19 protein-coding genes and 1 pseudogene are annotated in these 25,114 nt (G+C 66.2%); 6 read left to right on the top strand and 14 right to left on the bottom strand.

Annotation, left to right across the window (positions count from 1 at the left end; all coding sequences use genetic code 11):
- Positions 1 to 13: 13 nt before the first annotated feature.
- From ACVOLQ_RS02600 to pilG, 3 genes are read right to left on the bottom strand one after another with little or no spacing between them, the layout of a single operon-like run.
- Positions 14 to 544, bottom strand: coding sequence for a chemotaxis protein CheW (locus ACVOLQ_RS02600; RefSeq protein ID WP_313172885.1), 531 nt, complete (start codon positions 542 to 544; stop codon positions 14 to 16).
- Positions 544 to 906, bottom strand: a complete 363-nt coding sequence (locus ACVOLQ_RS02595; RefSeq protein ID WP_303747144.1) for a response regulator — start codon at positions 904 to 906, stop codon at positions 544 to 546. The genes ACVOLQ_RS02600 and ACVOLQ_RS02595 overlap by 1 nt, the downstream gene beginning before the upstream one ends.
- Positions 907 to 925: 19 nt before the next feature.
- Positions 926 to 1,327 (bottom strand): twitching motility response regulator PilG, encoded by a 402-nt coding sequence (gene pilG / locus ACVOLQ_RS02590; protein WP_057628851.1) that lies wholly within the window; start codon positions 1,325 to 1,327, stop codon positions 926 to 928.
- Positions 1,328 to 1,567: 240 nt separating this feature from the next.
- On the opposite strand from pilG, the gene gshB reads away from it, so the two are divergent.
- Positions 1,568 to 2,515: a glutathione synthase gene (gene gshB / locus ACVOLQ_RS02585; protein WP_313172884.1), complete on the top strand. Its 948-nt coding sequence runs from the start codon at positions 1,568 to 1,570 to the stop codon at positions 2,513 to 2,515.
- A complete protein-coding gene (locus ACVOLQ_RS02580; protein WP_481526969.1) occupies positions 2,515 to 3,405 on the top strand; it encodes an energy transducer TonB in 891 nt (296 codons plus the stop codon). Before gshB ends, ACVOLQ_RS02580 begins: the two co-directional genes overlap by 1 nt.
- 145 nt (positions 3,406 to 3,550) lie before the next feature.
- Here the strand turns inward: ACVOLQ_RS02580 and tsaB are convergent, their stop codons facing one another.
- The 4 genes from tsaB to mrcB all read right to left on the bottom strand — a co-directional run bounded on the left by tsaB (position 3,551) and on the right by mrcB (position 9,492).
- Positions 3,551 to 4,258, bottom strand: a complete 708-nt coding sequence (gene tsaB / locus ACVOLQ_RS02575; RefSeq protein WP_481526968.1) for a tRNA (adenosine(37)-N6)-threonylcarbamoyltransferase complex dimerization subunit type 1 TsaB — start codon at positions 4,256 to 4,258, stop codon at positions 3,551 to 3,553.
- A gap of 9 nt (positions 4,259 to 4,267) precedes the next feature.
- Positions 4,268 to 6,373, bottom strand: coding sequence for a DNA repair helicase YoaA (gene yoaA, locus ACVOLQ_RS02570; protein WP_481526967.1), 2,106 nt, complete (start codon positions 6,371 to 6,373; stop codon positions 4,268 to 4,270).
- Between the two features lie 153 nt (positions 6,374 to 6,526).
- Positions 6,527 to 7,057 carry a tetratricopeptide repeat protein gene (locus ACVOLQ_RS02565; RefSeq protein ID WP_481526966.1) on the bottom strand — a complete coding sequence of 177 codons (531 nt, stop codon included), beginning with the start codon at positions 7,055 to 7,057 and terminating at the stop codon, positions 6,527 to 6,529.
- Positions 7,058 to 7,065: 8 nt separating this feature from the next.
- Positions 7,066 to 9,492 carry a penicillin-binding protein 1B gene (mrcB, locus tag ACVOLQ_RS02560; protein ID WP_481526965.1) on the bottom strand — a complete coding sequence of 809 codons (2,427 nt, stop codon included), beginning with the start codon at positions 9,490 to 9,492 and terminating at the stop codon, positions 7,066 to 7,068.
- A gap of 96 nt (positions 9,493 to 9,588) precedes the next feature.
- Here mrcB and ACVOLQ_RS02555 point away from each other — a divergent pair, with 96 nt between their 5' ends.
- On the top strand, positions 9,589 to 11,694 hold the full coding sequence (locus ACVOLQ_RS02555) for a glycosyltransferase (RefSeq protein WP_481526964.1): 2,106 nt from the start codon (positions 9,589 to 9,591) through the stop codon (positions 11,692 to 11,694).
- Positions 11,695 to 12,158: 464 nt separating this feature from the next.
- Here the strand turns inward: ACVOLQ_RS02555 and glyA are convergent, their stop codons facing one another.
- Genes glyA through ACVOLQ_RS02535 form a run of 4 tightly spaced genes read right to left on the bottom strand, consistent with a single transcriptional unit; the run spans position 12,159 to position 16,242 of the window.
- Positions 12,159 to 13,424 (bottom strand): serine hydroxymethyltransferase, encoded by a 1,266-nt coding sequence (glyA, locus tag ACVOLQ_RS02550; protein ID WP_481526963.1) that lies wholly within the window; start codon positions 13,422 to 13,424, stop codon positions 12,159 to 12,161.
- Positions 13,417 to 14,169, bottom strand: coding sequence for a glutamine amidotransferase (locus ACVOLQ_RS02545; RefSeq protein ID WP_481526962.1), 753 nt, complete (start codon positions 14,167 to 14,169; stop codon positions 13,417 to 13,419). Before ACVOLQ_RS02545 ends, glyA begins: the two co-directional genes overlap by 8 nt.
- Positions 14,166 to 15,008 (bottom strand): YggS family pyridoxal phosphate-dependent enzyme, encoded by an 843-nt coding sequence (locus ACVOLQ_RS02540; protein ID WP_481526961.1) that lies wholly within the window; start codon positions 15,006 to 15,008, stop codon positions 14,166 to 14,168. Before ACVOLQ_RS02540 ends, ACVOLQ_RS02545 begins: the two co-directional genes overlap by 4 nt.
- Positions 15,001 to 16,242 carry a benzoate/H(+) symporter BenE family transporter gene (locus ACVOLQ_RS02535; protein WP_481526960.1) on the bottom strand — a complete coding sequence of 414 codons (1,242 nt, stop codon included), beginning with the start codon at positions 16,240 to 16,242 and terminating at the stop codon, positions 15,001 to 15,003. The genes ACVOLQ_RS02540 and ACVOLQ_RS02535 overlap by 8 nt, the downstream gene beginning before the upstream one ends.
- 138 nt (positions 16,243 to 16,380) lie before the next feature.
- Between ACVOLQ_RS02535 and pdxR the strand changes: the two genes are divergently transcribed.
- Entirely contained in the window at positions 16,381 to 17,841 is a 1,461-nt protein-coding gene (pdxR, locus tag ACVOLQ_RS02530) for a MocR-like pyridoxine biosynthesis transcription factor PdxR (protein ID WP_481526959.1), read from the top strand.
- 165 nt (positions 17,842 to 18,006) lie between these two features.
- Here the strand turns inward: pdxR and ACVOLQ_RS02525 are convergent, their stop codons facing one another.
- Together ACVOLQ_RS02525 and ACVOLQ_RS02520 are read right to left on the bottom strand one after the other, a co-directional pair.
- Complete coding sequence (locus ACVOLQ_RS02525; RefSeq protein ID WP_481526958.1) at positions 18,007 to 19,554, bottom strand: tetratricopeptide repeat protein; 1,548 nt, start codon at positions 19,552 to 19,554, stop codon at positions 18,007 to 18,009.
- A gap of 13 nt (positions 19,555 to 19,567) precedes the next feature.
- On the bottom strand, positions 19,568 to 21,730 hold the full coding sequence (locus ACVOLQ_RS02520) for a RelA/SpoT family protein (protein ID WP_481526957.1): 2,163 nt from the start codon (positions 21,728 to 21,730) through the stop codon (positions 19,568 to 19,570).
- 55 nt (positions 21,731 to 21,785) lie between these two features.
- On the opposite strand from ACVOLQ_RS02520, the gene ACVOLQ_RS02515 reads away from it, so the two are divergent.
- Positions 21,786 to 22,307: a hypothetical protein gene (locus ACVOLQ_RS02515; protein WP_481526956.1), complete on the top strand. Its 522-nt coding sequence runs from the start codon at positions 21,786 to 21,788 to the stop codon at positions 22,305 to 22,307.
- A gap of 74 nt (positions 22,308 to 22,381) precedes the next feature.
- Positions 22,382 to 22,891: a DUF4124 domain-containing protein gene (locus tag ACVOLQ_RS02510; RefSeq protein ID WP_481526955.1), complete on the top strand. Its 510-nt coding sequence runs from the start codon at positions 22,382 to 22,384 to the stop codon at positions 22,889 to 22,891.
- 11 nt (positions 22,892 to 22,902) lie between these two features.
- Here the strand turns inward: ACVOLQ_RS02510 and ACVOLQ_RS02505 are convergent.
- Positions 22,903 to 25,098 (bottom strand): annotated as a pseudogene (locus tag ACVOLQ_RS02505) (DUF3418 domain-containing protein); the annotation flags it as partial.
- Between the last annotated feature and the right edge of the window lie 16 nt (positions 25,099 to 25,114).

Below are 25,114 nucleotides of genomic sequence, written 5' to 3'. Positions count from 1 at the left end.
GCAAGCGTGCCGATCAGGCGGCCGCTTGCCGGAATTCAGGGGTGCGGGAAAGCAGTGACAGCGAGAAAACGCCCCAGTCACGGCCCTCATCATGGAAGGCTCGCTCGACGAAATGCGTGTAACGGCCCTGCGCGATATCGCCGGCAGGCACCTGCATCGACGCCTCGAAGCTGCGCTGGCCATACAACTCGTCGATCACCAGTGCCACGTCGCCGCCGCTCTGGCGCATGATCAACACGCGCTGGCCTTCCTGTGGCGCGGTGCGCTCACCTTCCAGGAAGTTCTTCAGGTCCACCACCGGGAACAGGTTGCCACGCAGGTTGCCCACGCCCAGCAACCAGGACTGCGCGCCGGGAACCGGAGTCACTGGCGGCATTGGCACGATTTCCACCACTTCGCGGAAATCCGAGACCAGATGCCGGCTGCCAACGCGGTAGCCCACGCCACGCCAGACATCCTGCGAAAAGCTGCGCTCGGGCAACTGTACCGCGTGCGCCAGACTGCGGCGTTCGTAGGCTTCAAGGATGTCGAATGGAGAACGCATCAACCCACCAGTTTGTTGATCCGCGCGATCAGATCATCCTCGCGCGGCGGCTTGACGATGTAATCGCTGGCGCCTTGGCGCATGCCCCAGGCCTTGTCGGTTTCCATGCCCTTGGTGCTGACGATCAGCACCGGAATGGCACGGGTGGCCTCGTCACGCGACAGCGCGCGGGTCGCCTGGAAACCGCTCATGCCCGGCAACACCACGTCCATCAGCACCAGCTGCGGCCCTTGCTCACGGGCAATCTGCAGGCCGTCCTCGGCATTGTCAGCCGACAACACCTCGTGCCCTGCCTTGAGCAACCATTGCGTAAACACCGCCCTGTCGGTCGGTGAGTCCTCGATCAAAAGAATTCGAGCCATTTTTGCCTTTCCCCCCTGGTCAGGCGTTGACGTATGTGCGGATGGCACCTAGTAGTTCGTCGCGGGTAAATGGCTTGGTGAGGTATTGCTCGGAGCCGACGATGCGGCCACGGGCTTTGTCGAACAGGCCATCCTTGGATGACAACATGATCACCGGTGTCGACTTGAAGAGCTGGTTGCCCTTGATCAAGGCGCAGGTCTGATACCCATCCAGACGCGGCATCATGATGTCGACGAAGATGATCTGCGGTTGCTGGTCGGCAATCTTGGCCAATGCCTCGAAACCGTCAGTGGCGGTCACGACCTCACAACCTTCACGCTTGAGCAGTGTTTCAGCCGTACGTCGGATGGTCTTCGAATCATCGATCACCATCACCTTCAGCCCTGCGAGTTCCCCACCCGCAGCCATGTTTTCAACCATTTTTGTTCCCCGAACGCGCGACCGATATCAAACGCGATATTGCCGCGAAAGCGCATCTATATCCCAGCCCAGCCGCGAACTGTCAAGCGATGCCCGCAGGACTTGGCCGATCGCCAAAATAATGTGACCGGGTTCGCAATAAAAGCGCAACGCCATTCAGCCTCAGCGTTCCGCTTTCCGCGCTGTGCGGCCCTGCCCCGAACCGCTAACATCCTCGTCCAGATCTGCTGGATTCAAGTCATGCCTTTAGACGTCATCGTGGTGATGGACCCCATCGCCGACATCAAGATCGCCAAGGACACCACCTTCGCCATGCTGCTGGAAGCCCAGCGTCGTGGCCACCGCCTGCACTATGTGCGCCCCGGCGGGCTGTCGCTGCACGGTGGCCAGGCCCAGGCCGAGGCGGCCCCGCTGCAGGTGCGCGACGACAAGGCAGGCTGGTTCAGCCTGGGCGAATTCGCCCCCCTGGTATTCGGCCCCGGCCAGATCGTGCTGATGCGCAAGGACCCGCCGTTCGACGGCGAGTACCTGTATGACACCCATATCCTCGGCATCGCCCAACAGGCCGGCGCCAGCGTGGTCAACGACCCGCAGGGCCTGCGCGACTTCAACGAGAAGCTGGCCGCGCTGCTGTTCCCGCAGTGCTGCCCGCCGACCCTGGTCAGTCGCAATGCCCGCGAACTGAAGGCCTTCGTGCTCGAACATGGCCAGGCCGTGCTGAAGCCGCTGGATGGCATGGGCGGTCGTTCGATCTTCCGCAGCGGCACCGGCGACCCCAACCTCAACGTCATCCTCGAGACGCTGACCGACGGCGGCCGCCACCTGGCGCTGGCACAGCGTTTCATCCCCGACATCAGCGCCGGCGACAAGCGCATCCTGCTGATCGACGGTGTACCGGTGGACTATTGCCTGGCGCGCATTCCGCAGGGCGACGAATTCCGCGGCAACCTGGCCGCCGGCGGCCGCGGCGAAGGCCGTCCGCTGAGCGAACGTGACCGCTGGATTGCCGCCCAGGTCGGCCCGGAGATGAAACGCCGCGGCATGCGTTTCGTCGGTCTGGACGTGATCGGCGACTACCTGACCGAGGTCAACGTCACCAGTCCCACCTGCGTGCGCGAACTCGATGCACAGTACGGCCTGAACATCGCCGGCCAGCTGTTTGATGCCCTTGAAGCTGACGCGGCCTGATGTATTCCCAGCCTGATGTCCTGCCCGCCGCACCGCGGGCAACCGAACAGCAACGCCTGACCGCCACCCTGGTGCTGTCCACGCTGGTGCATGGCCTGTTGATCCTCGGGGTGGGCTTCGCGGTGAGCGACAACGCCCCGCTGGTGCCGACGCTGGACGTGATCTTCAGCCAGACCAGCACCCCGCTCACGCCCAAACAGGCCGACTTCCTGGCCCAGGCCAACCAGCAGGGCGGCGGTGACCACGACAAGGCGCAGCGTCCGCGCGACGCCCAGGCCGGCATCGTGCCGCAGTTGCAGGACGGCCTGGCACCGGTACCGCTGCAGGCGCAGAGTGCAGCCGCACCACCGCCACCGCAGGCACGCATCATCACCAGCACCCAGGGCAAGGACCCGGTTGCGACCGCCCAGACCCAGCCGCTGCCGGATCGTCCCGATGCCAACGCGCCGATGAACGCGCGCGAACAGCGCGACGCGGCAATGGCACGCCTGGCCGCCGAGGTGCATCTGCGCTCGGAGCAGTACGCCAAGCGTCCCAACCGCAAGTTCGTCTCGGCCAGCACCCGCGAATACGCCTATGCCAACTATCTGCGCGCCTGGGTCGACCGCGCCGAACGCGTCGGCAACCTGAACTACCCCGACGAAGCACGCCAGCGCCGGCTTGCCGGCCAGGTGGTCATCACCGTCGGCGTGCGCCGCGATGGCAGCGTGGAGAGCAGCCGCGTGCTGCGCAGCAGCGGCGTGCCCTTGCTCGACGCCACCGCCCTGCGTGTGATCGAGCAGGCGCAGCCGTTCCCGGCATTGCCGGAAACCAGCGACGATATCGACATCCTGCAGGTCACCCGCACCTGGATGTTCCTGCCCGGCGGGCAGTTGCACGACGATCGTTGAGCAACCAGTCCTGTATGTTGGTTTTGTGGGAGCGGCGTAAGCAGCGAAGCTGGCAACGCCCGAACTACCATGCTGATCGCCATCTGATGGTCCATGAGCTTGGCGGTTTACACCGCTCCCACAACCATCACACCCCACGACCGCTTCAACGCTTGGAATCGCGCAGCGCCTGCTGTTCGATCAGCGTCAGCGCGACGTTGTCGCGCAGGTAAGCCGGCTGCACCAGCTCCGGGGCGATCGCTTCGCCACGCAGCATTGCCGGTACCGCGATCTTCAGCACATCGGCAGCGCTGGGCAGGGCCTGCGCATCCACGCTGCTGAGGCGTGGCTGCAGGCGCGCGCTCAACACACCCTCACCCGCCGCGAAACCAGTACCAACACCGGCCCAGATGCTGTCATCGGCCGGCAGCTGTACATACTCCGGCGCGACCAGCAGCTCACGCTCCTGCAACTGCAGCTCGCCATCAGCATCACGCAGATAACGCGCTGCGTAAAGCTCGCCCATGCGCGCATCGATGCAGGCCAATACGCGTGGCGCGTCGGCCGGTGCACGCAGTGCCAAGGTCTGTAGGGTCGATACCGGCAGCAAGGGCCGGTCCAGTGCCAAGGCAATGCCCTGGGCGATGGCAATGGCCAGACGCACGCCGGTGAACGCGCCGGGACCGCGGCCCAAGGCGATGCCATCGAGCTGGCTGCGGTTGATACCCGCCTCAGCCAACAACTGCTCTGCCCACGGCAGGCTCAGCTCGGCATGGCGGCGCGGCGCTACTTCAAACCGCTCCAATACCTGCCCATCCACATACAGGGCGACGGAACAGGCTTCGGTGGCGGTTTCAAAGGCAAGCAGCTTCATGGCATCACATCAGGAAAGGGAGAACGGTGGCGCTTCGGAACCAGCGTCGGTCGAGGCCGTCGCGCTGGCGGAATCCGCCTCCGGCGCCCATTGTCGCGCAAAGAAGGCCTGCACATCGGCCAATGCGCGGGTACGGCGGAAGGGCGGCAGTGAATCCAGGAAGATGCGGCCGTAGCCGCGCGAAAGCAGCCGCGGGTCGCACAGCACCAGCACGCCGCGGTCGGTCTCGCTGCGGATCAGCCTGCCCACGCCCTGCTTGAGCGCGATCACCGCCTGCGGCAGCTGCTCGTCGCGGAACGGATTGCCACCCTGGCGTCGGATCGCATCCAGCCGCGCTTCGAACACCGGATCATCCGGTGCGGCAAACGGCAGCTTGTCGATGACCACCACGCTCAGCGCGTCCCCCACCACGTCAACGCCTTCGCGGAAGCTGGCCGCGCCCAGCAGCACGCCATTGCCGGACTCGCGGAAACGCTGCAGCAGGCTGGCGCGCGGCGCTTCGCCCTGCACGAACAGCGGCCATGGCCCATCGCGCAGCGCATCGGCGGCCTCACGCAGCGCCCGGTGCGAGGCAAACAGCAGGAATGCCCTGCCCTGCGAGGCTTCCAGCACCGGCCGCAAGGTGGCGATCAAAGCAGCGCCATAACCACGCGCCGCCGGATCGGGCAGCTGCTGGGGCAGATAGCACAGGGCCTGCTGCTGCCAATCGAAGGGACTGGGCTGCACCAGCGTATCCGGGTCATCCAGCCCCAGGCGTTTGGCCAGATGGTCGAAGCCGCCATCCACGGTCAGCGTGGCCGAGGTGAACACCCAGGCCGCCATCGAGCGCAGACGGTGCTCGCGCAGCGGACCAGACACATCCATCGGCGTGCGTTGGCAGCGGAAGCCACGCGGGGTCAGCTCGTACCACAGCACATCGTTGCCATCATCGACGGGAAACAGCGAGTCACTTCCCGCTGGCAACGCCGGCGTCGCCTCCTCTCCCGGCGCGACCGCGACCTCATCGATATCCCACGCATCGACCGCGCCACCGTCGCCGTCATCCAACCATCGCGACAGCCGTGACACGCCTTCCAGCGCGCGGGCATGGCAGGCATCCAGTCCGGGTGAGGCCTCGCGCACAAAGCTCAATGCATCGCGCAGCTGCGCCATCGCCGCAGCAACCGCATCAAAGCCTTCGGCTACCGCCGGCACTGCCAGGGCGCGCCAGCGGGTTCCGCGTTGCGGCAGTTTCTCCATTGCCTCGCGCAGTTCGCGCAGGGCCAACTCCAGCGTCGCCACCGGTTGTTGCAGGGTAGCCTGCGCACCCGCGACGCTGCGGCATTCGGCCAGGCAATCGCGTGCCAGCTCCTGCCACGGACGCATGCCGAACCCTTCACCAAAGAAGTTGGCGGCGAGCTCGGGCAGCTGGTGCGCCTCATCGATGACGAAAGCCTGCGCACCGGGCAGGATTTCGCCGAAGCCCTCCTGTTTCAGTGCGAGATCGGCGAGCAGCAGATGGTGGTTGACCACCACCAGGTCTGCTTCCTGCGCCCGCTGCCGCGCCTGCACGACGAAACAATCGCTCCAGAACGGGCAATCGCTGCCCAGGCAGTTGTCCACGGTCGAGGTGACCATCGGCAGCAGCGGCGAATCGTCAGGCAATCCATCCAACTCGGCCATGTCGCCGTATTGGGTACGGCCGGACCAGGTGAGGATGCGCTGGAACTGCGCTACCTGCTCGGTCGAGCTGAAGCGCGGCTCGCCGCGTGCCTGGTCCAGGCGGTAGCGGCACAGATAGTTCGCCCGCCCCTTCAGCAGCGCGGATCGATGACCGACGCCCAATGCGGCGCGCACGCGCGGCAGATCGCGGTGGTAAAGCTGGTCCTGCAGCGCGCGGGTACCGGTGGAGACGATGGTCTTCAAACCGGACAGCAAGGCCGGCACCAGATAGGCATAGGTTTTGCCGGTGCCGGTGCCGGCCTCGGCCAGCAACACATCGCGTTGCTGCAAGGTCTCGGCGATTGCCCCGGTCAGGCGCAACTGCGCGGGCCGCGGCACGAAGGCATCAAGCTGGCGCGCAAGCGCGCCGCCTTCACTGAGTGCTTCGCAGCTGGCGGTGACTAGGGAGGACATGGCTTGAGCGTTGGGAATGGTGGATCGCGAACGGGGAACGGGGATGAACCGCACTCGGAACCTTGATCGCGCCACGGCAATGGCGGCGTCCACCTTCGCCCAGCGCTCAGGCTTATCGATTCCCTATTCCCGACTCCCGATTCCCGGCACAAATCAAAAACGCTTGATTCCCGGCACCGTGCAGCCTTCGATCTGCGCGTGCGCGGAGACGGCGTTTTCCTTTTCGGCACGGGCCAGGCGCGATTGTTCGATGGTCGCCCAATGGCGGCGGCACAGCGGACCGGTGCGCGAACCCAGATCCAGCGCTTTCTTGGCCAGGGTCTCGGCGCGCTGCCAGTCGGCCTGCAACAGGGCAACATCAGCCCGCTCCTGCAGGATGCCCGGGTCGTCCGCCACCTGCAGCAGCGCCTCGTTCAAGGCTTCGGCTGCGCCAGCCAGATCCCCGGCCTTGCGCTTGGCGATGGCGGCCTGGCGCAGATCGTCCACCTGTGCATCGCGCAGCGGCTGCACCGACAACTCGGTGTCGTCGACGCCGGCAATGGCATCCACCGCTGCCAGGCGCTGTGCCGGCGTGGTGGTGTCAATAACCGCCGGCTTGGCCGGAGGCGCACTGATACAGCCGGCGAGTGACAAGGAGGCTGCAGCAGCAACCAACGCATAGCGGATCAAGGACTTCGTGTTCATGGACTGGATTATCGCGCAGGCGTCTGCGCAGCGGGGGCCGCAGCCGGTTCAGGTTCCTTGCGATCCAGGCCCAGCCAGCCACGCCAACCGCCGCCGGACTGCTCCTGCGTGCCTTCGCCGCCGTCTTCCAACGGCACTTCGGCCGGCAGTGCACACGGCACGTACTGCGGGGCATAGCCAACCACAAACGGGAAGCGACGCGCGCCCGGGCAGGATTCGTCGGTAGCATTGCTGCCCGCCGCTTCCACGTACTGCCAGTCCAGGCCCTTGTTGTTCACATGCAGGGCCTTGCTGGGCAGGTTGCGGAAGATTCCCGACCACACCCGCATCGCGCCGGAAGCACCAAACAGGCCGGTCTGCTCGTTCTGGTCGTTGCCCATCCAGATCACCGCCAGATGATCGCCGGTATAGCCGGCGTACCAGCTGTCACGGCCGTCGTTGGAAGTACCGGTCTTGCCGGCTGCCTGCAGCCGCGACAGGCCTGCGGCGTTCAAGCCCGAAGCAGTACCACTGGAGACCACCTGCTGCAGACCGACACTGATCAGGTTGGCTGCGATCGAGTCGCCCTCCTGTGCCGGTGCCGGGCTCTTGTCGTAACGCTTGAGCAGCTTGCCCTGCGCATCGACCACACCACGCACGGCATGCAACGGTTGGATTTCGCCGCCGGAGGCAAGGAACTGGTACAGCTGGGCCATGCCATACGGGCTCTGGTCGGTGGAGCCAAGGATCACCGACGGATTGGACTCCGCCTTGAGGCCTGCCAGCACATTGATCAGCTGGGTCAGCCGTTCCGGCCCGACCTGCATGCCGACGCGCACGGTGGCCTGGTTGTAGGAGCGGGCCAGCGCATCGATCAACCGCACGGTGCCGTGGCTGCGGTTGTCAGCGTTGCCAGGCGTCCAGTTGCGGCCGCGGCTGAGTTTGACCGTGACCGGCGAGTCATCCACCCAACTGGCCAGCGAGAAGCGGTCCGGCTGGGCCAGCGCCAGCAGATAGACGAAGGGCTTGAGCAGCGAACCCACCGGCCGTTGCGCCTCGATGGCGCGGTTGAAGCCGGGTTCGGAGACATCGCGGCTGCCGACCACGGCCAGCACGTCACCGTTGTGGACGTCGGTGACCACCAGGCCGGTTTGCAGCTCCGGGCGACGCTTGTTCTCCAGCGCCTTGATGGTGTGTGCCACCGCACCCTCGGCATAGGCCTGGGCCGAGGGCGACATGCCGGTGAAAACGTTCAGGCCGGCGCCCTGCAGCACGCTTTCCGGATAGTCGTTGCCCAACTGCCGACGGACCAGGTCGACATAGGCCGGGAAGCGGTTTGCCGCCGCAATACCCGCGGTCTTGGACACACCCAGCGGTGCCTTGAGGGCACGCTGGTACTCGGCGTCATCGATCAGCTTGTTCTCGTGCAGCTTGCCCAGCACGAAGTTGCGGCGATCCAGCGCGTTCTCGGGATTGCGGCGGGGGTCGTAGAACGACGGTCCCTTTACCAGACCGATCAGCAGCGCGATCTGCTCGCTGCTCAACGCGTTGAGGTCGCGGCCGAACCAGAACTCGGCACCGGAGGAGACGCCGTGGATGGCCTGCTTGCCACGCTGGCCCAGGTAGACCTGGTTGAGATAGGCCTCAAGGATGGTTTCCTTGTCGTAGCGCGCCTCCATGATCAGCGCGTACAACACCTCGTTGAACTTGCGGGTGAGCGTCTGCTCCTTGCCGATGCCAAGCAGGCCGCTGCGGGCCAGCTGCTGGGTCAGGGTGCTGGCGCCCTGCCGGGTCTCACCACCACTGCGGATGGTCACCCAGACCGCACGTGCGATACCGCTCAGGTCGATACCGTGATGGCGAGCGAAATCCTTGTCTTCCACCGCCTGCAGGCCGGTGACCAGCAGTTCCGGCACTTCGCGCACGCGCACCAGCCGGCGCTCTTCCTGCTTCTGCCCGTACAAGGTGGCGATACGCGCCGGATCCAACCGCGCAGCCTTCAGCGCCTTGCGGCTGCCGGCATCACGCAGGGAGGCCACCTGTCCACCCGACACGACCACGTCCACCTTGCGCGCGGCGACGTTGCCATCGACGTCGACATAGCCGCGACTGGAAATACTGAAACTGCCGCCCTGCACCTTGTAGGTGCCGGGGCTGTTGCCGGCGCCATCATCCCGGTAACCGGATGCCGCCAACTCGGTCTTCAGGGTATTGGCGTTCATCGCCGTCCCCGGGCTGAGCACCAGCGGGCGCGCATAGACGCGGGTCGGGATCTGCCAACGCAGCTCACCAAAACGCTGGCTGACCTGACTGTTCAGGTACAACGTATAGGGAATCATGAAGCCCAGCCCCAACGCGGCAGCGGCCAGTCCCCAGGTAATCAGGCGGCTCCGCCACACAGGGCTGTTGCCGTCGGTATCGTCGTCGAACTCGTCGGAATCGTGGCGTCGTGGCACAGGGATGCGAGAATGTGGTTTGTAATGAGTCTAACGCAGCCGCATCGCCGGGGGCGTTGGCTGTCAGTTCCCCGCTTAAGCTGGAGTTCCAAAGGAATGTCGATTTCGCTGGCCGATGCGCGCTACGCCGTCAACCGCATCGTCGGCCTGATACGCCGGGGCCTGGCCAGCCTGCGCACCCGGGGTTGGCGGGCGACCTTGCACCGGGTGGGCGTGCATACCCGGCGCCAGCCGCCCACCCAGCGCGAGCCGCTGTACGTCCCTGACAACGCTCCTTTTGCACCGTTCCGCGTGCCGCGCAGCGAGCGCCCGGCCGCCAGCATCGTCATCCCGGTCTACAACCAGTGCGCGCATACGCTGGCCTGCCTGCGCGCCCTGGCCGCGCATCCGCCTGTCGCCAGCTGCGAGATCCTGGTGATCGACGACGGCAGCAGCGACAGCACGACGGCCTGGATGCAGCAGATCGAGGGGTTGCGCTACCACCTGCGGGCGCAGAATGGCGGCTTCATCGCGGCCTGCAACGATGGTCTGCGGCTCAGCCGCGGCGACTACGTGGTGCTGCTCAACAACGACACCATCCCGCAGCCCGGCTGGCTGGATGCGCTGCTGGACACCTTCAGCCATGTCCCCGAGGCCGGCCTGGTCGGCGCCCAGCTGTTGTATCCGGATGGTCGCCTGCAGGAATCCGGTGGCGTGGTGTTTGCCGATGGCAGCTGCTGGAGCTACGGTCGCTTCGAATCGGCTGAAGATCCCCGCTACAGCGCGCTGCGCGATGCCGACTATTGCTCCGGCGCAGTGTTGGCCATACCCAGGCTGTTGTTCGAAGAGCTGGGTGGCCTGGACAGCCGCTATGCACCGGCCTACTACGAGGACACCGACCTTGCCTTCAAGGTGCGAGCGGCCGGACGTCGCGTGCTGGTACAGCCCGCCAGCCGCGTCGTGCACGACGAAGGCACCAGCAATGGCACCGACACCCGCACTGGCGTCAAGGCCTATCAGGTCCGCAATCAAGCCGTATTCGCCGAGGTCTGGCGGGACGCCCTGGCCACCCAGCCGGCACCCGGCAGTGTGCCGTCACCTGCATTGCTGCATCGCCACCAGCGGCAGATCCTGATCATCGATGAGTGCCTGCCGCAGCCCGACCGCGACTCGGCCTCGCTGCGTCAGTTCAACCTGATCCGCATGCTGCTGGCAGAAGGTGCGCACGTGGTGTTCCTGCCTACCCGCGGTGAACCTGCCGGTCCAGCCAGTCGCACCCTGCAGGCCATGGGCGTGGAAGTCTGGCACGCCCCCTTCCTCGATCGCGTGGGCAGTTGGCTGCGCGACAACGGCAAACGTTTTGCGGTGGTCATGCTGGTGCGCTACCACGTTGCCAACGCCTGCCTGCCATTGCTGAAACAGTTCGCTCCGCAGGCACGTACCGTGTTCGATACCGTCGACCTGCACTACCTGCGCGAGCGCCGCGGCGCCGAACTGGCCCGCGACCAGCGCCTGCTGCGCAGTGCCGAACGCACCCGCGCCAGCGAGTTGGCGGTCATGGCGGCCACCGATGTGACCTTGTTGGTCAGTGCTGCGGAAAAAGAACAACTGGCCACCGACGCGCCCCAGGTGCGGGTGGAACTCATCTCCAACCTGCATGAAGTTGCCGGCGCGGGCCAACGCTGGGCACAGCGGCATGACCTTGTCTTCGTCGGCGGCTTCCGCCATCCGCCGAACCTGGACGCGATGACCTGGTTCATCGGCGAAGTGTTTCCATTGATCCACGCACAACGCCCGGATATCCGCTTCCACTGCATTGGCGCCGATGTGCCCGACAGCATCCATGCACTGGCCGCCGGCAGCCCTGGCGTACAGGTGCATGGCTATGTACCGGATGTCGTGCCGTTCATGACCGGCATGCGCGTTGCAGTCGCACCGCTGCGCTTCGGTGCCGGGGTCAAGGGCAAGGTCAACCTGAGCATGGCCCATGGGCAACCGGTGGTCGCCACCACCTGTGGCGTGGAGGGCATGCACCTGCACGATGGCCAGGATGTGCTGGTCGCCGACGGCAGCCAGGCATTCGCCGCAGCCGTGCTGCGGCTCTATGACGACGAAGCGCTCTGGCAACGCCTGTCCGACAACGGCCTGGCGAACATCGCCAGGCATTTTTCGATGGATGCCGCACGTCAGGCGGTGCAACGGGTGTTCTTCGACTCGCCCTGAACCTGCACCCCACCGCCTTCATCGCCCGTTTCATGCATCAGGGTCCCGCCCACCACTGCAGCCAGGTGCAGACCCGATACAAAAGCCAACTTGGCCGAATCGATGGTGGCTGCGGTGAGGTGAGGCTGACCAGGGTTTTACTGAAGGGGCCTGCCAATCCAGGCCCCTTCACCCGGAACACCAGGGCAGCCAACGCCGCCAGAAAACCCGGCTTGAAGGAAATCGCCTGGGTCACCACGCAGTTGCATCAACTGCATGGTGACCCAGGGGCGTGAAATCCCGGAGGTGCGCAATGCGGGGTTGCCTCAGAAGCGCAGTCGCATGCAACAGTGGCCAGCGACCTCAGCGAGAAGCAGGCACACAGCGGACTACGGGAAACCATCATCTCCCTGGTCAAGCGCAGCAGATGAACCTTGGCCGCGCGGTCGCAGGCGACTGCGCGGTGCCAACCCGCGCAACAACTCTCAGCGATACACCGGATGGCGCCGACACAGCGCTGACACCTGCGCTCGCACCTCGCCAACCACGCGATCAAGCCTGCCCGCCTCCAATCCATCCAACACATCGGCAACCAGGTCGGCCAGTTGCTCGCACTCGGCGATGCCGAAACCGCGCGTAGTGACTGCCGGTGTGCCGATCCGCACACCCGAGGTCACGAACGGCGAGCGTGGGTCGTTCGGCACCGAGTTCTTGTTGGTGGTGATCCACGCACGGGCCAGCGCGGCGTCCGCCTCTTTGCCGGTGAACGGTTTGCTGGACAGGTCAAGCAGCATCAGGTGGTTGTCCGTGCCACCGGAAACGATGCGGTAACCACGCTGCTGCAGCACCGCCGCCATCGCCCGCGCATTGCGGATCACCTGCCGCTGGTAGGTCTTGAACCCGGGCTGCAATGCCTCCTTGAACGCAATCGCCTTGGCCGCGATCACATGCATCAAGGGCCCGCCCTGGATGCCCGGAAACACCGCCGAGTCCAATCGCTTGTTGAAATCCCCAGGCTGTCCCCTGCTGAGGATGATGCCGCCACGCGGCCCGCGCAGGGTCTTGTGCGTGGTACTGGTCACAACATGCGCGTGCGGCAGCGGATCCGGGTATTCGCCAGCGGCCACCAGGCCGGCGACATGCGCCATGTCCACCCAGAACACAGCGCCGACCTTGTCGGCGATGGCACGCATGCGCGCCCAGTCCTTGTGCCGCGAATACGCCGAGAAGCCCCCGATCAACAGCTTCGGGCGGCTTTCCATCGCGATGCGCTCCATCTGCTCGTAGTCGAGCAAGCCGGTCTGCGGGTCGAGACCATAAGGCACGATCCGATAGTGGCGGCCGGAAAAGTTGGAGGGATTGCCATGGGTCAGATGCCCGCCCTGTGCCAGGTTCATGCCCATCACCGTGTACCCCGGCTTGGCCAGGGCCAGGAACACCGCCGCATTGGCCTGCGCACCGGCATGCGGCTGCACATTGGCATAGTCGCAGTCGAACAGCTGCTTGACCCGCTCGATGGCCAGACGTTCGGCCACATCCACGTACTCGCAGCCACTGTAATAGCGCTTGCCGGGGTAACCCTCGGCGTACTTGTTGGTGAATACCGAGTTCTGGACCGCCATCACCAAGGGGCTGGCATAGTTTTCCGACGCAATCAGTTCGACATGATCGTGCTGACGGCGCGCCTCCGCCTGCAGCGCGCTGGCCAGTTCGGGATCGAAGTCGGCAAGATCAATGGGCGTGTCATACATGATGTGTGCTCCTGGACGTGGGTGGTTGACTGCAATCACTGGCCTTGCCCGGGCTTGGCGGCAACGCGTCCAGCCAGGCTGCGAACACCGCCTGCGCCGCCGCTGGCAACGACGACGCCACGGCAGCGGCCTGGCAGCGCAAGCGCCGCGGATCGATGCCGGCCTGGCTGAGCTCACAGGCATGTCCGATCAACCAGCGCTCGATCTGCTGCGGTTGCGCTTCCAGGTGGCATTGCAATGCAAGCACGTGCCGCCCGACGCTGAATGCCTGGTTCGCACACAGCGCGGTTCCCGCCAGGGGGATCGCTCCGTCCGGCAGCTCGAAGCGATCACCATGCCAATGCAGCAACGGCACTCCTTGCAGGCCGGCCAGCACGGATGCCCGGCCTTGCGCGCTCAAGGTCAGTGGCGCGAAACCTATTTCCTTGAAACCCATGTCCGCTACGCGCGCCCCCAACGCACGGGCGATCAGCTGTGCGCCCAGGCAGATGCCCAGCAGTGGCCGTTGCTGCTGCAGTTGCCGTTCGATCAGCGTGAGCTCGTCAAGCAGGAAGGGATACAGCTGCTCGTCGAAAGCGCCGATCGGCCCGCCCAGCACCACCAGCAGGTCAGCCAGCGCGGCATCGCGCAGGTCGTCCGTGCCGGCCTCCAGATAGCGCAATGTGTAACCACGCTCCAGCAGCAGCGGCTGCAAGCTGCCCAGGTCTTCAAAATGCAGATGGCGAATGGCAAGGGCGGTCTTCATCGGGCCAATGCCCCGCTGTCATCGCCGGTGGGCCAGTAATGGCTGTCCGGCAAGGGCCGCGCGCCGAATATCGCCTGACCGACACGGACTACCGTGGCCCCCTCTTCGATCGCGATCTCGAAGTCGCCGGACATGCCCATCGACAGTTCGTCCAGCGTGATGCCCGCCGGTGCATCCTGGCGCAGGCGATCGCGCAGTTCACGCAGGCGTACGAAGCAGCGACGCACATGCTCGGCCTCGGCCGAGAACAGGGCCAGGGTCATCAGGCCACGCACGCGCAAGCAGGGATAGGCAACCAGCGCCTTGAGGCAGGCTGCCACCGCGTCCGGTTCCAAGCCGTACTTGCTGGCTTCGCCCGAAGTATTCACCTGTACGTACACATCCAGCGATCGCCCCTCCAGCTGCAGCCGGCGCTCCAGTGCTTCGGCCAACCGCAGACTGTCCAGCGCCTGGAACTCACTGGCGAAGCGGGCCACGAGCTTGGCCTTGTTGGTCTGCAGATGGCCGATCACCGACCAGCGCATATCCTCCAGATCCTGCATTGCCTGCCATTTGCCCGCTGCCTCCTGCACCTTGTTTTCGCCGAACAGGCGACATCCCGCGGCATGGGCCAGGCGCAGGCTGGCCTCGGGCTTGGTCTTGCTGACCGGCAACAGCCTTACCTGCGCGGGGTCCCGGCCCGCGCGCATGCACGCTGCGTCCATGCGTGCGCGCACCGCGGCCAGGTTGCGACGGAAATCCTCGACCGTCGTCGCCTGCGGATAGCGTCCATGACGTGCGTGCTGGGTCGGGGTCAGAGTCGGTGAAGAGTGGCGGGAACTGGATGAGGGTTCAGACATTGGTCTGCTCCTGTTCGCCAGTGCCGGTCCGGGATGACAGATGGGCGCGTGACCAGCGCCCATGCAGCAGCGCGTGCGCGATCAGGCCGATGAACAATCCCCAGAACGCGCCACCGATGCCCAACAGCGTGATGTTGGCCGCGGCTGCCAGGAAGGTGATCAGCGCCGCTTCGCGGCTGGCCGGTTCGGCCAGCGCGGTGGCCAGGCTGGCGGCAATCGTGCCCAGCAATGCCAGTCCGGCCAGGGTGGCAATGAAGGTCGCCGGAAGCGCCATGAACACTGCGGCCAAGGTCACTCCGAACACGCCGACCAGGATGTAGCACAGCCCCGCCGCAACCCCCGCCACCCACCGCCGCGCGGGATTTTCATGCGCTTCGCGGCCGGTGGCGATGGCTGCGGTGATCGCGGCGATGTTGAAGGCATGCGAACCGAACGGGGCCATCAGCAGGGAGCCAAGGCCGGTGACCGCCACGATGGGATTGGCGCTGGTGCGGAAGCCGTCGTTACGCAGCACCAGCATGCCCGGCATGTACTGGCCGGTCAGGGTGATCAGGAACAAGGGCAGCGCCACGCTGAGCAGGGCATTGAGCGAAAACGCGGGCACGGTGAAGACCGGCCTGGCCAACTGCAGTGACACGCCCGAAAGATCCAGCCGTCCCTGCCCCCAGAGCAGGGCCAGCCCCAGCAGCAGGATGCCGACGATGGCGTAGCGGGCGCTGAGACGCTTCAGCAGCAGATAGCCGAGGATGAGCAGAGTGGCCAGCAGCGGATCGACAGCGAGCCCGGCAAACGCCCGTGTACCGAACTGCAGCAGGATGCCGGCCAGCAGGCCCGCGGCCACCCCGACCGGAATCAACCGGATCAGCCGATCGAACCACCCCGACAGGCCCAGCACCACGAACGCAGCGGCGCTGATCAGGTAGGCGCCGATGGCCTGGTTGTAGGGCGTGGTCGCCAGCGCCGTCACCAGAAAGGCGGCTGCGGGCGTGGACCATGCGGTGATGATCGGCTCGCGGTTCAACCAGCTCAACAGCAGGCCACTTGCGCCGACCCCGATGGACAGCGACCACACCCAGGACGCGGTGAGCTCGGGGCTGAGCCCGGCCACCTTGGCCGCCTGGAAGACCAGGATGAAGGTACCGCCGTAATTGACGATCACCGAGACCAGACCCGCGACGATGGGATGGATCAGGTCAGCCGGGCGGATGGCCCGGGAGCAGGCAGCGGACGGCATGGCGAAGTTCGGACTCCTGGTGGTGGCCGGCGACGGGCCTACCGGGTCCGTTTTTATAGACGTAGAATGGACTGATATACCCAGCCACTTTGCCGACAGAGGCCAGACCAATTGTTCAAGCACGCGCAGCTTGAGTCAGTGAAAGCCTGGGTCGTCGACCCGGCGCAGCGCAGCCTGCCCCTGCACGTGCGCATCCAGCGCGCGGTGCGCCAGCTGATCCTCGATGGCGCGCTGGATGCCAGCAGGCCGCTGCCGGCCTCGCGCACCCTGGCGGGCTCGTTGGGCGTCTCCCGCGACACCGTGGAGGCGGCGTACGGCCAGTTGCATGCCGAAGGCTTCATCGAACGCCGGGTTGGCAGTGGCAGTTTCGTCGCCGACGGCGCACGTCGCCTGGGCGGACGCGGCACCACCCGCCGCACTGCGCCTGGAACACAATCGCTGCGACTGAGTCGACGCGGCGCGGCCATGTACCGCAACGGCGGGGTGCGCGATTTCATCGCGCCGCGGCCATTCGTCCCGGGCGTACCGGAGACCCGCAATTTCCCCTTGTCGACCTGGGAGCGGCTGCAACGCCAGGTACTCAAGGAATGGGGCAGCGCCGCCCTGCTGCACAGTCCGCCACAGGGCATGGCAGCGTTGCGGGAAGCGATCGCCGACTACGTCAACCTGGAGCGCGGTGCCCACGCCAGCCCGGAACGGGTGCTGGTGGTGACCAGCTCGCAGCAGGCATTGAGCCTGTGCGCGAGCGTGCTGCTGGACCCCGGCGAGGGCATCTTCATTGAAGACCCGGCCTACCATGGCGCGCGCAAGGCCTTTGATGCGGCCGGCCTGGACAGCATTCCCGTGCCCGTGGATGCCGACGGCATGCAGGTGGAACGGCTGCACCAGGCCACGCAGCCGGCCAGGGCCGCGTTCCTGACCCCTTCGCACCAGTTCCCCAGCGGAGCGACGCTGGCATTGGCGCGGCGCCTGGAGATCATCGAATGGGCCCGCCAGCAGCAGGCATGGATCATCGAAGACGACTACGACAGCGAGTTCCATTACGCCGGCAGGCCGATGGCCTGCGTGCAGGGGTTGGATCCACACCAGCGCACGATCTACATCGGCACCTTCACCAAGTCGCTGTTCCCCGGCCTGCGCATCGGCTTCATGATCCTGCCGACCGAGCTGGTCGCACCGATGACCATCGCCCGCACCCTGCTGGATGGGCATAGCGCACCGATCCCGCAGCTGACCTTGGCGCGTTTCATGCAGGGCGGGCATTTCGGCGCGCATGTGCGCGCCATGCGCGCGCTGTATTGCGAACGGCGCGACGTGCTGGCGACGCTGGTGCGCCGGCACCTGAAGGACTTCGTCCAGCCGCGTGTACCCGATGGCGGCATGCAGATGCCCTGCGTTTTCATCCGCGACATCCCGGAGCAGCGCGCCATCGATGCTGCGCGCCGTGCCGGGATCGATCTGCTCGGGCTGAGCGCCCTGCACGCGTCCAGTGCGACCGCGACAGCCGGCTTTCTGATGGGGTTCGCCGCACACTCGCCAGCCGAACTTGAGGTCGCGGTGAAAAAACTCGCACAGGTGTTGCGGCAGATCACCCGCTGAAGATCGTGTAGCGAGACAGCGAACACGGCGCAGTACACGCCGTTCGCCAGAGCGCAGCTGCGCCGCACATCTTGCCGGGAGCGCCCCAGCGCGGAATGGACTCGACGCTATCAGGCCTGCGCAGACCTGCAGAGACCTTGCCGCCAGCGCGCGGCCGCACCGTGTTCAGCGCAAGGCGTTGCGCACGCGCTCGCTGAAACCGGCAATCTCCGGCGTGGCCGGATCGATCTGCTGCGCCTGCGCCAGCGCCTGTTCGGCGAACGCGGTATCACCGCCGCCCAGACGCTCACTGCCCACCGCGATCCAACGCTGTGCCAGGCGCCGGCGCGCCGCTGCCAATGCCGGATCGGTCGGCGCCAGCGCCTGCCATGCATCCAGGCAGGTACGCGCCGCGCGCAGGCGGTTGCCGCGCAGGTTCTCGTCCAGGCAGGTGCGCGCGGCAGGCAGGATTCTTGCCGCCGCATGCCTGACCCGTGGGTCCTGCGGCGCCAGCGCCTGCGCCGCCTTGAAGCGGTCGTAGGCGCTGCTGCCCGGTGGCAGCAGCCACTGCTGGCGGGCCTCGGCCTCGTCCAGCTGCTTGAGCAACGCCTTCAAGCGGCGTTCGCGTTCGGCGGCGCTGACCGGTACTTCCATCGATTGCCGGGCCTGCCGTGCGCGTTGCACGGCCTGCTCGGCCGCTGCCAGCTCGGCGCTGTCAGGTGCCAGTTCGCGCGCATGCTGAAGGGCACGATCGGCCGCTTCAAACTGGAAATCCGCTGCCAGACGCACGGCTTCCTGCACCTGTGCATGGGCGATGCGCTGCAGGCCTTGGCGTGCGGCCGGGTCCTCGCCCGCGGCCAGCACCTGTTGGAACGCGCTGGCGGCACGCTGCAGGCGACCGCGCGCCAGATCGCGTTCACCCTGCTGCCGTCGCTGCTCCAATGCGGCATTCATCACCGCCTTCACCGCTGGCAGATTGGCGTGACCGGCGTCATAACGCTCCACGCGTTGCAGCAAGTCCGCGGCAGCGGCGAGGTCGCCGCGATCCGCCGCCCGCGTCGCCTGGGTCAACAGATCGGACAGTACTTCGTCGCGTCCTTCCAGTGCCTGCATCTTGTCGGGCTGCAGTGCCAGCACGCGCTGGTACAACGGCAATGCCGCGTCCGCTGCATCGTCCAGCCGGCCCTGCGCCTGTGCTGCCTCGGCCTGCTGCAACAGCTGTTCGATCCCGTCATGCCCACGCACCGCCTGTTGCAGCTGGGCCGCAAGCAGATCGATATCCGCTGACGGGGCCTGCAGTTCCCGCGCCAGCGCCAGGCTCTGCGCCGCGGCCTCGCGGTCGCCGGCCTGCAACTGCCGGCGCGCCTGTGCCAGCGCGGCCTGTGCGGTCTGCGCCAGCGCATTGCGGATGTCGCTGCGGTCCGGGTCCAGCGCGGCGGCCGCCTCGAACAATTCGCGCGCACCGTGTCCGTCGGCAGCACTCAAACGCCCTTCGCGCAGCGCCGAACGACCATCATCAAGCAGCTTCTGGATCTTGGTTTCCGGCCACAGCCAATCGGCCAGCGGCTGTCGGAACAGCGCCAGTACCAGTGCCAAGCCCGCCACGCCAATGGCAATCGACCGCCAGGCACGCGGACTGTTCCAGCCACGTGCCACCCACCAGCGCCCGTACAGCCGCAGCTTGTCGCCGAATGTCTCCAATCCCTGTTGGCCGCGCTGACGCCAGTTCTCCATGCGCCAAGCTTACCTATCCCAGCCTTCGCGCATCATCCACGCCGGGCAAGGCATCCAGCTTGCCCAGCAGGGTGGAGAGTTGGCCGTAGTCGTTGACCTTCAAACGCAGGCGCAGCTGCACCCGCCCGCTCTCGCGCAGGTTGTCGCTGTTGATCTCCAGTACATAGGCATCTTCCTGCGCGATCAGGTTGGTGATGTCCTTCAACAGCCAGCGCCGGTCCACCGCGCGCACCATCACGTCCACCTCGTAACCGGAACCGGTCCGCCCCCATTCCACCGGCAGCACCCGCTCCGGATGCGCGGCGGACAGGCGTGCCAGCGAGGCGCAATCCATGCGATGCACGGTGACGCCACGGGTACGGGTCAGGTAACCGGTGATCGGCTCCCCCGCCACCGGCTGGCAGCAGCGCGCCAGCTGCACCAGCAGGTTACCCACGCCCTGTACGGTGAAATCGGATTTGCCGATGCTGCCACGGCGTGCGGTTGGCCGTGGCAGCACGGGCGCCGCGGGTTGCGATGCGGCCTTCTCCGCTTCCAGCAGCGCGCGACTGACCTGGTTGGGGCCGGTGTCGCCAAGCGCTACCTGGATGTAGAGATCGTCCACGCTGTCGGCGTGGAATTTGCGCGCCGCCACCATCAGGTCCGAATGCTGCAGGCCCAGCCGCTTCAACTCGCGGTCCAGCAGTTCGCGGCCGGCCTGCACGTTGCGGGCACGGTCGAGTTTGTGGAACCAGTTGCGGACCTTCTCGCGCGAACGGCCGCTGGCGAGGAAGCCATTGGATTGCAGCAGCCAGTCGCGGCGTGGATCGGCCTCCTTGCCGGTGAGGATCTCGACGCGGTCACCGCTGCGCAGGCGGTAGGTCAGCGGCACGATGCGGCCATTGATCTTGGCCCCACGGCAGCGGTGACCGACCATGGTGTGCACGTGGTACGCGAAATCCAGCGGCGTGGCTCCGGCCGGCAAGTCCATCACCTCGCCCTTGGGGCTGAGCGCATAGACGCGGTCTTCGACCAGCTCGGCATCCAGCGCGCCGGCCAGGTCATCCGGACTGCCCGGATCCTGCGCCTGCTCCAGCAGTTGCCGCATCCAGGTGATCTTGCGGTCGAAGGCCTTCTCCGCGCCCTTGCCGCCTTCCTTGTACTTCCAGTGCGCGGCCACGCCCAGCTCGGCCTGCGCATGCATCTCGTGGGTGCGTATCTGCACCTCGATCGTGCGTCCTTCCGGGCCGATCACCGCCGTATGCAGTGATCGGTAGTCGTTGGCCTTGGGCCGGGCGATGTAGTCGTCGAATTCACTGGGGATGGGTGTCCACAACGCATGCACGACACCCAATGTGGCGTAGCAGGCACCCACATCATCCACCATCACCCGCACCGCACGCAGGTCGTACAGCTGCTCGAAGGCCAGCTGCTTCTTCTGCATCTTCCGCCAGATGCTGTAGATGTGCTTGGGTCGGCCGCTGACTTCGCCGCGGATGCCCTGCTCGGCCAGGGCCGCCGACAGCTTGTTCTTCACCGTCTCCACGTAGCGCTCACGCGCGATACGGGTTTCGTCGACTTCGCGGGCGATGTGACGGTAGGTTTCCGGGTCCAGGAAGCGGAACGCAAGGTCTTCCAGTTCCCATTTCAGCTGCCAGATGCCAAGCCGGTTGGCCAACGGCGCGTGGATGTCGCGGGTCAACTGGGCCAGCGCACGGCGCTCTTCGGCCGGCAACTTGTCGGCGGCGCGCATGCAGGCCAGCTGCCGGGACAGCAGGATCGGCACCACCCGCAGGTCGTGGATGATCGACAGCAACAACCGGCGCAGGCCTTCGCTGTTGCGGCCGGCATCGCGGCCGGCGTGCAGCGCCCACACCTGGTCGGCGGCCTCCTGGCCATCCAGCAGCCCGCTGACAGCTGCCGCACCCGCGCCCGCGCCCAGCGGCAATTCGGCCGCGCGCGCGCGCAAGCCCGGCAGGTCGAACAACAGCGCCGCGACAATCACGCTTTCATCGGCCGATAGCAGCGCCAGTGAATCCAGGGTATCGGCGAGTACCGGCCAGGACAGGCGCGGTGACACATCCGTGTCCGGCTGCTGCCAGCTGGCCAGCAAGGCCTCGCGCAGCGGCTCGGACAGGGCGCGGGTGGAGGCGCGCTGCAGCAGCGCGGCCAGACCGGGGGTGGGGGAACTGTTCACAGCATTCAATTGCGGGCGGTTGCCCCTACACTAGCGCCCACCCTCTCTGGGAACAATGTTCATGAAGCTGCCCCGCCTTGCTGTCCTGCTTGCCGTCACCGCTTTATCGTCCTTCCCGTTCACCGAAGCACACGCGCAGCGCGTGGTAGAGGGGGACCTGCAGCAACAGATGTCCGCTGCCGAATTCAATGCCGCCGGCTTGAACAAGCTCAGCGCCGAGGAACTGGTCACGCTCAACAACTGGTTGCAGGGCAAGGTGGCGCAGGCCGCCAGCGTTGCCGTGGAGCAGGCGCGCGAAGAAGGCCGCCAGGAAGTGATCGTCAAGAATCGCGGCTTCTATGACTTCGGTTCCAAGGACCCGATCGAGGCGGTGCTGGAAGGTGAATTCCGCGGCTTCAGCAAGGGTCGCCAGTACACCCTGGACAATGGCCAGATCTGGGAACAGACCGACGACACCGGCGCCAGCGGTGTGCGCAAGCAAGCCCCCAAGGTACGCATCACCCCGGGCCTGATGAACGTGTGGTACCTGCAGATCGACGGGCTCAATACCCGTGCCAAGGTCCGCCGCACCAAGTAAACGCGACCGCTCCGCCCCGGCCGGGATGGCCGGGGACGCTGTCTTCCCCTTCGATACTCCGAGCCCGCTGCCCCATGCGCTTACTCGTCCTGACCCTGTCCTTGCTGTTGCTTCCGGCCAGCGCCGCCGCGCAGGTGTACAAGTGCAAGGGAAAATCCGGGGAGACCATGTATTCCGAGCATCCCTGCGATGCGCGCGCCGAGCCGATGAAACTGCGCGAGCAGGCGGCAGCAGGCGGCGCGGCATCCGGCGGCACCACGGCAAGCCCGCCGGCCGGGGCGCTGCCCGCCAGCGCGACACCCTCCGAGGCGCTGGAAGCCGAACGCAGCTGCATCAGCACCGCCACCGCGTCCATCTATGGCTCGTCCAATGACCGTGTCGGCACGCTGCAACAGCAGATGAGCATGCTCAACGAGCAACTGGCACAGGCAACGGATGCGCAACGCAGCCAGGCGCTACGGCAACGGATGGCAACCTTCCGCCAGGCCATCAGCCGCGAACATGCCAGTGCACATACGCAGATGAACACCGCCCGCCGTGCCTGCGCCCAGCAGCACCGCCCGGGAGCCGCCATCACCCGCTGAACGCAGCCCCCTCAACTGCGCAGCGCTGCCACCCGCTGCGCCAGCTTCTTGGCCGAGATGCCGGAACGGAAACCCAGTTCCTGCGCGAACAGCGACACCCGCAACTCCTCGATATCCCAGCGCAGGGCCGCCCACTGCGGACGCTGCGCCAGTCCCTGCACGCGCGCTTCCTGCAACGCATCGACGAAAGGCTTGAGCTCCAGCATGCGCGCCTGGTCGCGCGGTGGATCACGCTTTGCCCGTTCGGCGCGCAGGATCATCGCCTTCAGATAGCGCGGGAACTGAGCCAGCGCATCGGCGGGGGTCTCGCGCAGGAAACCGGCATGTACCAGACCCGCCAGCTGCGCCTGCATGTCGTCCAGGTTGCCGCGCGCCCAGCCCATCAACGGGGACTCCAGCTGCGGCTTCAATTCACCGACCAGACCGAGGATGCTTTCGGCCAGCTTGAGCCGTTCCATCGCCTCGCCGAACAGGCGCTTGCCTGCATCGGCGCAGCGTTGCTGGAACGCCTCGGGTGTGCGGATCAGTTCAAGCCCCTCCGCCAGTACGGCGTTCAGCGCCGCATCCACCAGATCACCGCGCAGGCGCTCCTGCGACTCGATGGCCGCGTACAACAAGCCGGTCTTGGGCGACACCGGCAACTGTTTGCGCGCCTGCTTGAGCTTGTCGGCCAGGGCGATCTCCAACAGACGGCGTACGCCCTGCGGATGCACCAGTGCGGCTTCGTTCCTGTCGGCGAAGATACGCAACGCAGCCGCATCGCCCGTGTCCACCAGCGCCGGATAGGCTGGCACCCCGGCTTCACCCGGAACCTGTTCGGGAATGGCTGTGGCCGGAAACTCGCGCAGACCTTCGGCCGCCAGCGCGGCACCCGCGCGTGCGGCAAATGCGCTGCCGGCACGTTCGCCAAAACGTGCACGCAGCGCGTCCAGATCACGCGACATCGCCAGCAGCTTCATGCCGTCCTTGCCAGCACCCTGGGCCGCTTTGCCGCGTGCCGCAGTGGCAGTTGTCACTTCAAACAAGCGCAGGTTCATGCGCAGGTGCGGGTCCAGCGAATCAAGGTCGAAATCCGTCGCTGCCACCGTGGCGCCGGTAGTCTTGGACAGGAACCGCGCCAGCTCGCCACGGATGTCATCAGCCGAGGGTTGCGGCCAGGCTTCGGCAAATGCGCGCCCGAAATCCGGTGCCGGCACGTAGTTGCGGCGCATCGCCTTGGGCAGGCTGCGGATCAAGGCCGAGGCCTTGTCGGCGACAAAGCCTGGCGCCAGCCACGACAGTCGCGCCGGGTCCAATGCATTGAGCAGATGCAGGGGCACATCAAGGGTGACGCCATCGTCCTCGCTGCCCGGCTCGAAGCGGTAGTGCATCGCCAGGCGCGCATCGCCCAGCGGGAAATACTTCGGGTAGCGATCCTGCTCACTCCCCTCACCCGGCAGCAGGTCGGTCAATGACCAGTGCAGGCTGCGGCGTTGCTCCGTTGACAGTGTCTTCCACCAGCCATCGAGCAGATTGGCCGAGTGGATATGCGAAGGCACCCGGTCCAGGTACCAGCGCGCCTGCCAGTCCTCATCGGCAACGATGCCGGCACGGCGCAGCTTGGCCTCCTCTTCGCGCGCCTGCTCCAGCAGCTTCATGTTGTCGGCGACAAAACCGGCACGGGTGTTGATCTCGCCGGTCACCAGTGCCTGCCGCACGAAGATGTCATGCGCTTCGCCGGGATTGATCCTGCCGTAATGCACGGGCTTTTTCGGTGCCAGCACCAGCCCGAACAGGCTGATCTGTTCCGACGCCAGCACCTGGCCCTGGGCCCGCGACCAATGCGGATCGAAGTGCTTGCGCGCCAGCAGATGCGGCAACTCGGCGATCACCCAGTCCGGCTCGATGGCGGCGTTGGTCATGCCCCATACGCGCGCCGTATCCAACAGCGTGGCACTGAGCACCCACGGCGGCGGGCGCTTGGCCAGCGCCGAGCCCGGGAACAGGTGGAAGCGACGCTGCCGCGGCGCCTGGAAGTCCCCCTTGTCGGTGCGGTGGCCAATCTGGGTCGGCAGGCCAGCCAGCACCGCGCGGTGCAGCGTCTGGTAGGCGGCGATGCGCACCTTGTCCGGGACGGAATTGGAACCGGGTTTAAAAACGGGGTGAGGCTCCGGGGTGGCCCCCACGATTTTCGCGCCCGGAGTGGCCAATAGGTGACCCGCCGATGGCCCCCCGTGTTAAACC

It is taken from the genome of Stenotrophomonas sp. STEN031 (assembly GCF_056759975.1).
This window is presented reverse-complemented; position numbering and strand designations above follow the sequence as displayed.

Coding starts and splice junctions, on each gene's coding strand:
- ACVOLQ_RS02600 (WP_313172885.1), bottom strand. CDS start 544: ATGCGTTCTCCATTCGACATCCTTGAAGCCTACGAACGCCGCAGTCTG.
- ACVOLQ_RS02595 (WP_303747144.1), bottom strand. CDS start 906: ATGGCTCGAATTCTTTTGATCGAGGACTCACCGACCGACAGGGCGGTG.
- pilG (WP_057628851.1), bottom strand. CDS start 1,327: ATGGTTGAAAACATGGCTGCGGGTGGGGAACTCGCAGGGCTGAAGGTG.
- gshB (WP_313172884.1), top strand. CDS start 1,568: ATGCCTTTAGACGTCATCGTGGTGATGGACCCCATCGCCGACATCAAG.
- ACVOLQ_RS02580 (WP_481526969.1), top strand. CDS start 2,515: ATGTATTCCCAGCCTGATGTCCTGCCCGCCGCACCGCGGGCAACCGAA.
- tsaB (WP_481526968.1), bottom strand. CDS start 4,258: ATGAAGCTGCTTGCCTTTGAAACCGCCACCGAAGCCTGTTCCGTCGCC.
- yoaA (WP_481526967.1), bottom strand. CDS start 6,373: ATGTCCTCCCTAGTCACCGCCAGCTGCGAAGCACTCAGTGAAGGCGGC.
- ACVOLQ_RS02565 (WP_481526966.1), bottom strand. CDS start 7,057: ATGAACACGAAGTCCTTGATCCGCTATGCGTTGGTTGCTGCTGCAGCC.
- ACVOLQ_RS02555 (WP_481526964.1), top strand. CDS start 9,589: ATGTCGATTTCGCTGGCCGATGCGCGCTACGCCGTCAACCGCATCGTC.
- glyA (WP_481526963.1), bottom strand. CDS start 13,424: ATGTATGACACGCCCATTGATCTTGCCGACTTCGATCCCGAACTGGCC.
- ACVOLQ_RS02545 (WP_481526962.1), bottom strand. CDS start 14,169: ATGAAGACCGCCCTTGCCATTCGCCATCTGCATTTTGAAGACCTGGGC.
- ACVOLQ_RS02540 (WP_481526961.1), bottom strand. CDS start 15,008: ATGTCTGAACCCTCATCCAGTTCCCGCCACTCTTCACCGACTCTGACC.
- ACVOLQ_RS02535 (WP_481526960.1), bottom strand. CDS start 16,242: ATGCCGTCCGCTGCCTGCTCCCGGGCCATCCGCCCGGCTGACCTGATC.
- ACVOLQ_RS02525 (WP_481526958.1), bottom strand. CDS start 19,554: ATGGAGAACTGGCGTCAGCGCGGCCAACAGGGATTGGAGACATTCGGC.
- ACVOLQ_RS02515 (WP_481526956.1), top strand. CDS start 21,786: ATGTTCATGAAGCTGCCCCGCCTTGCTGTCCTGCTTGCCGTCACCGCT.
- ACVOLQ_RS02510 (WP_481526955.1), top strand. CDS start 22,382: ATGCGCTTACTCGTCCTGACCCTGTCCTTGCTGTTGCTTCCGGCCAGC.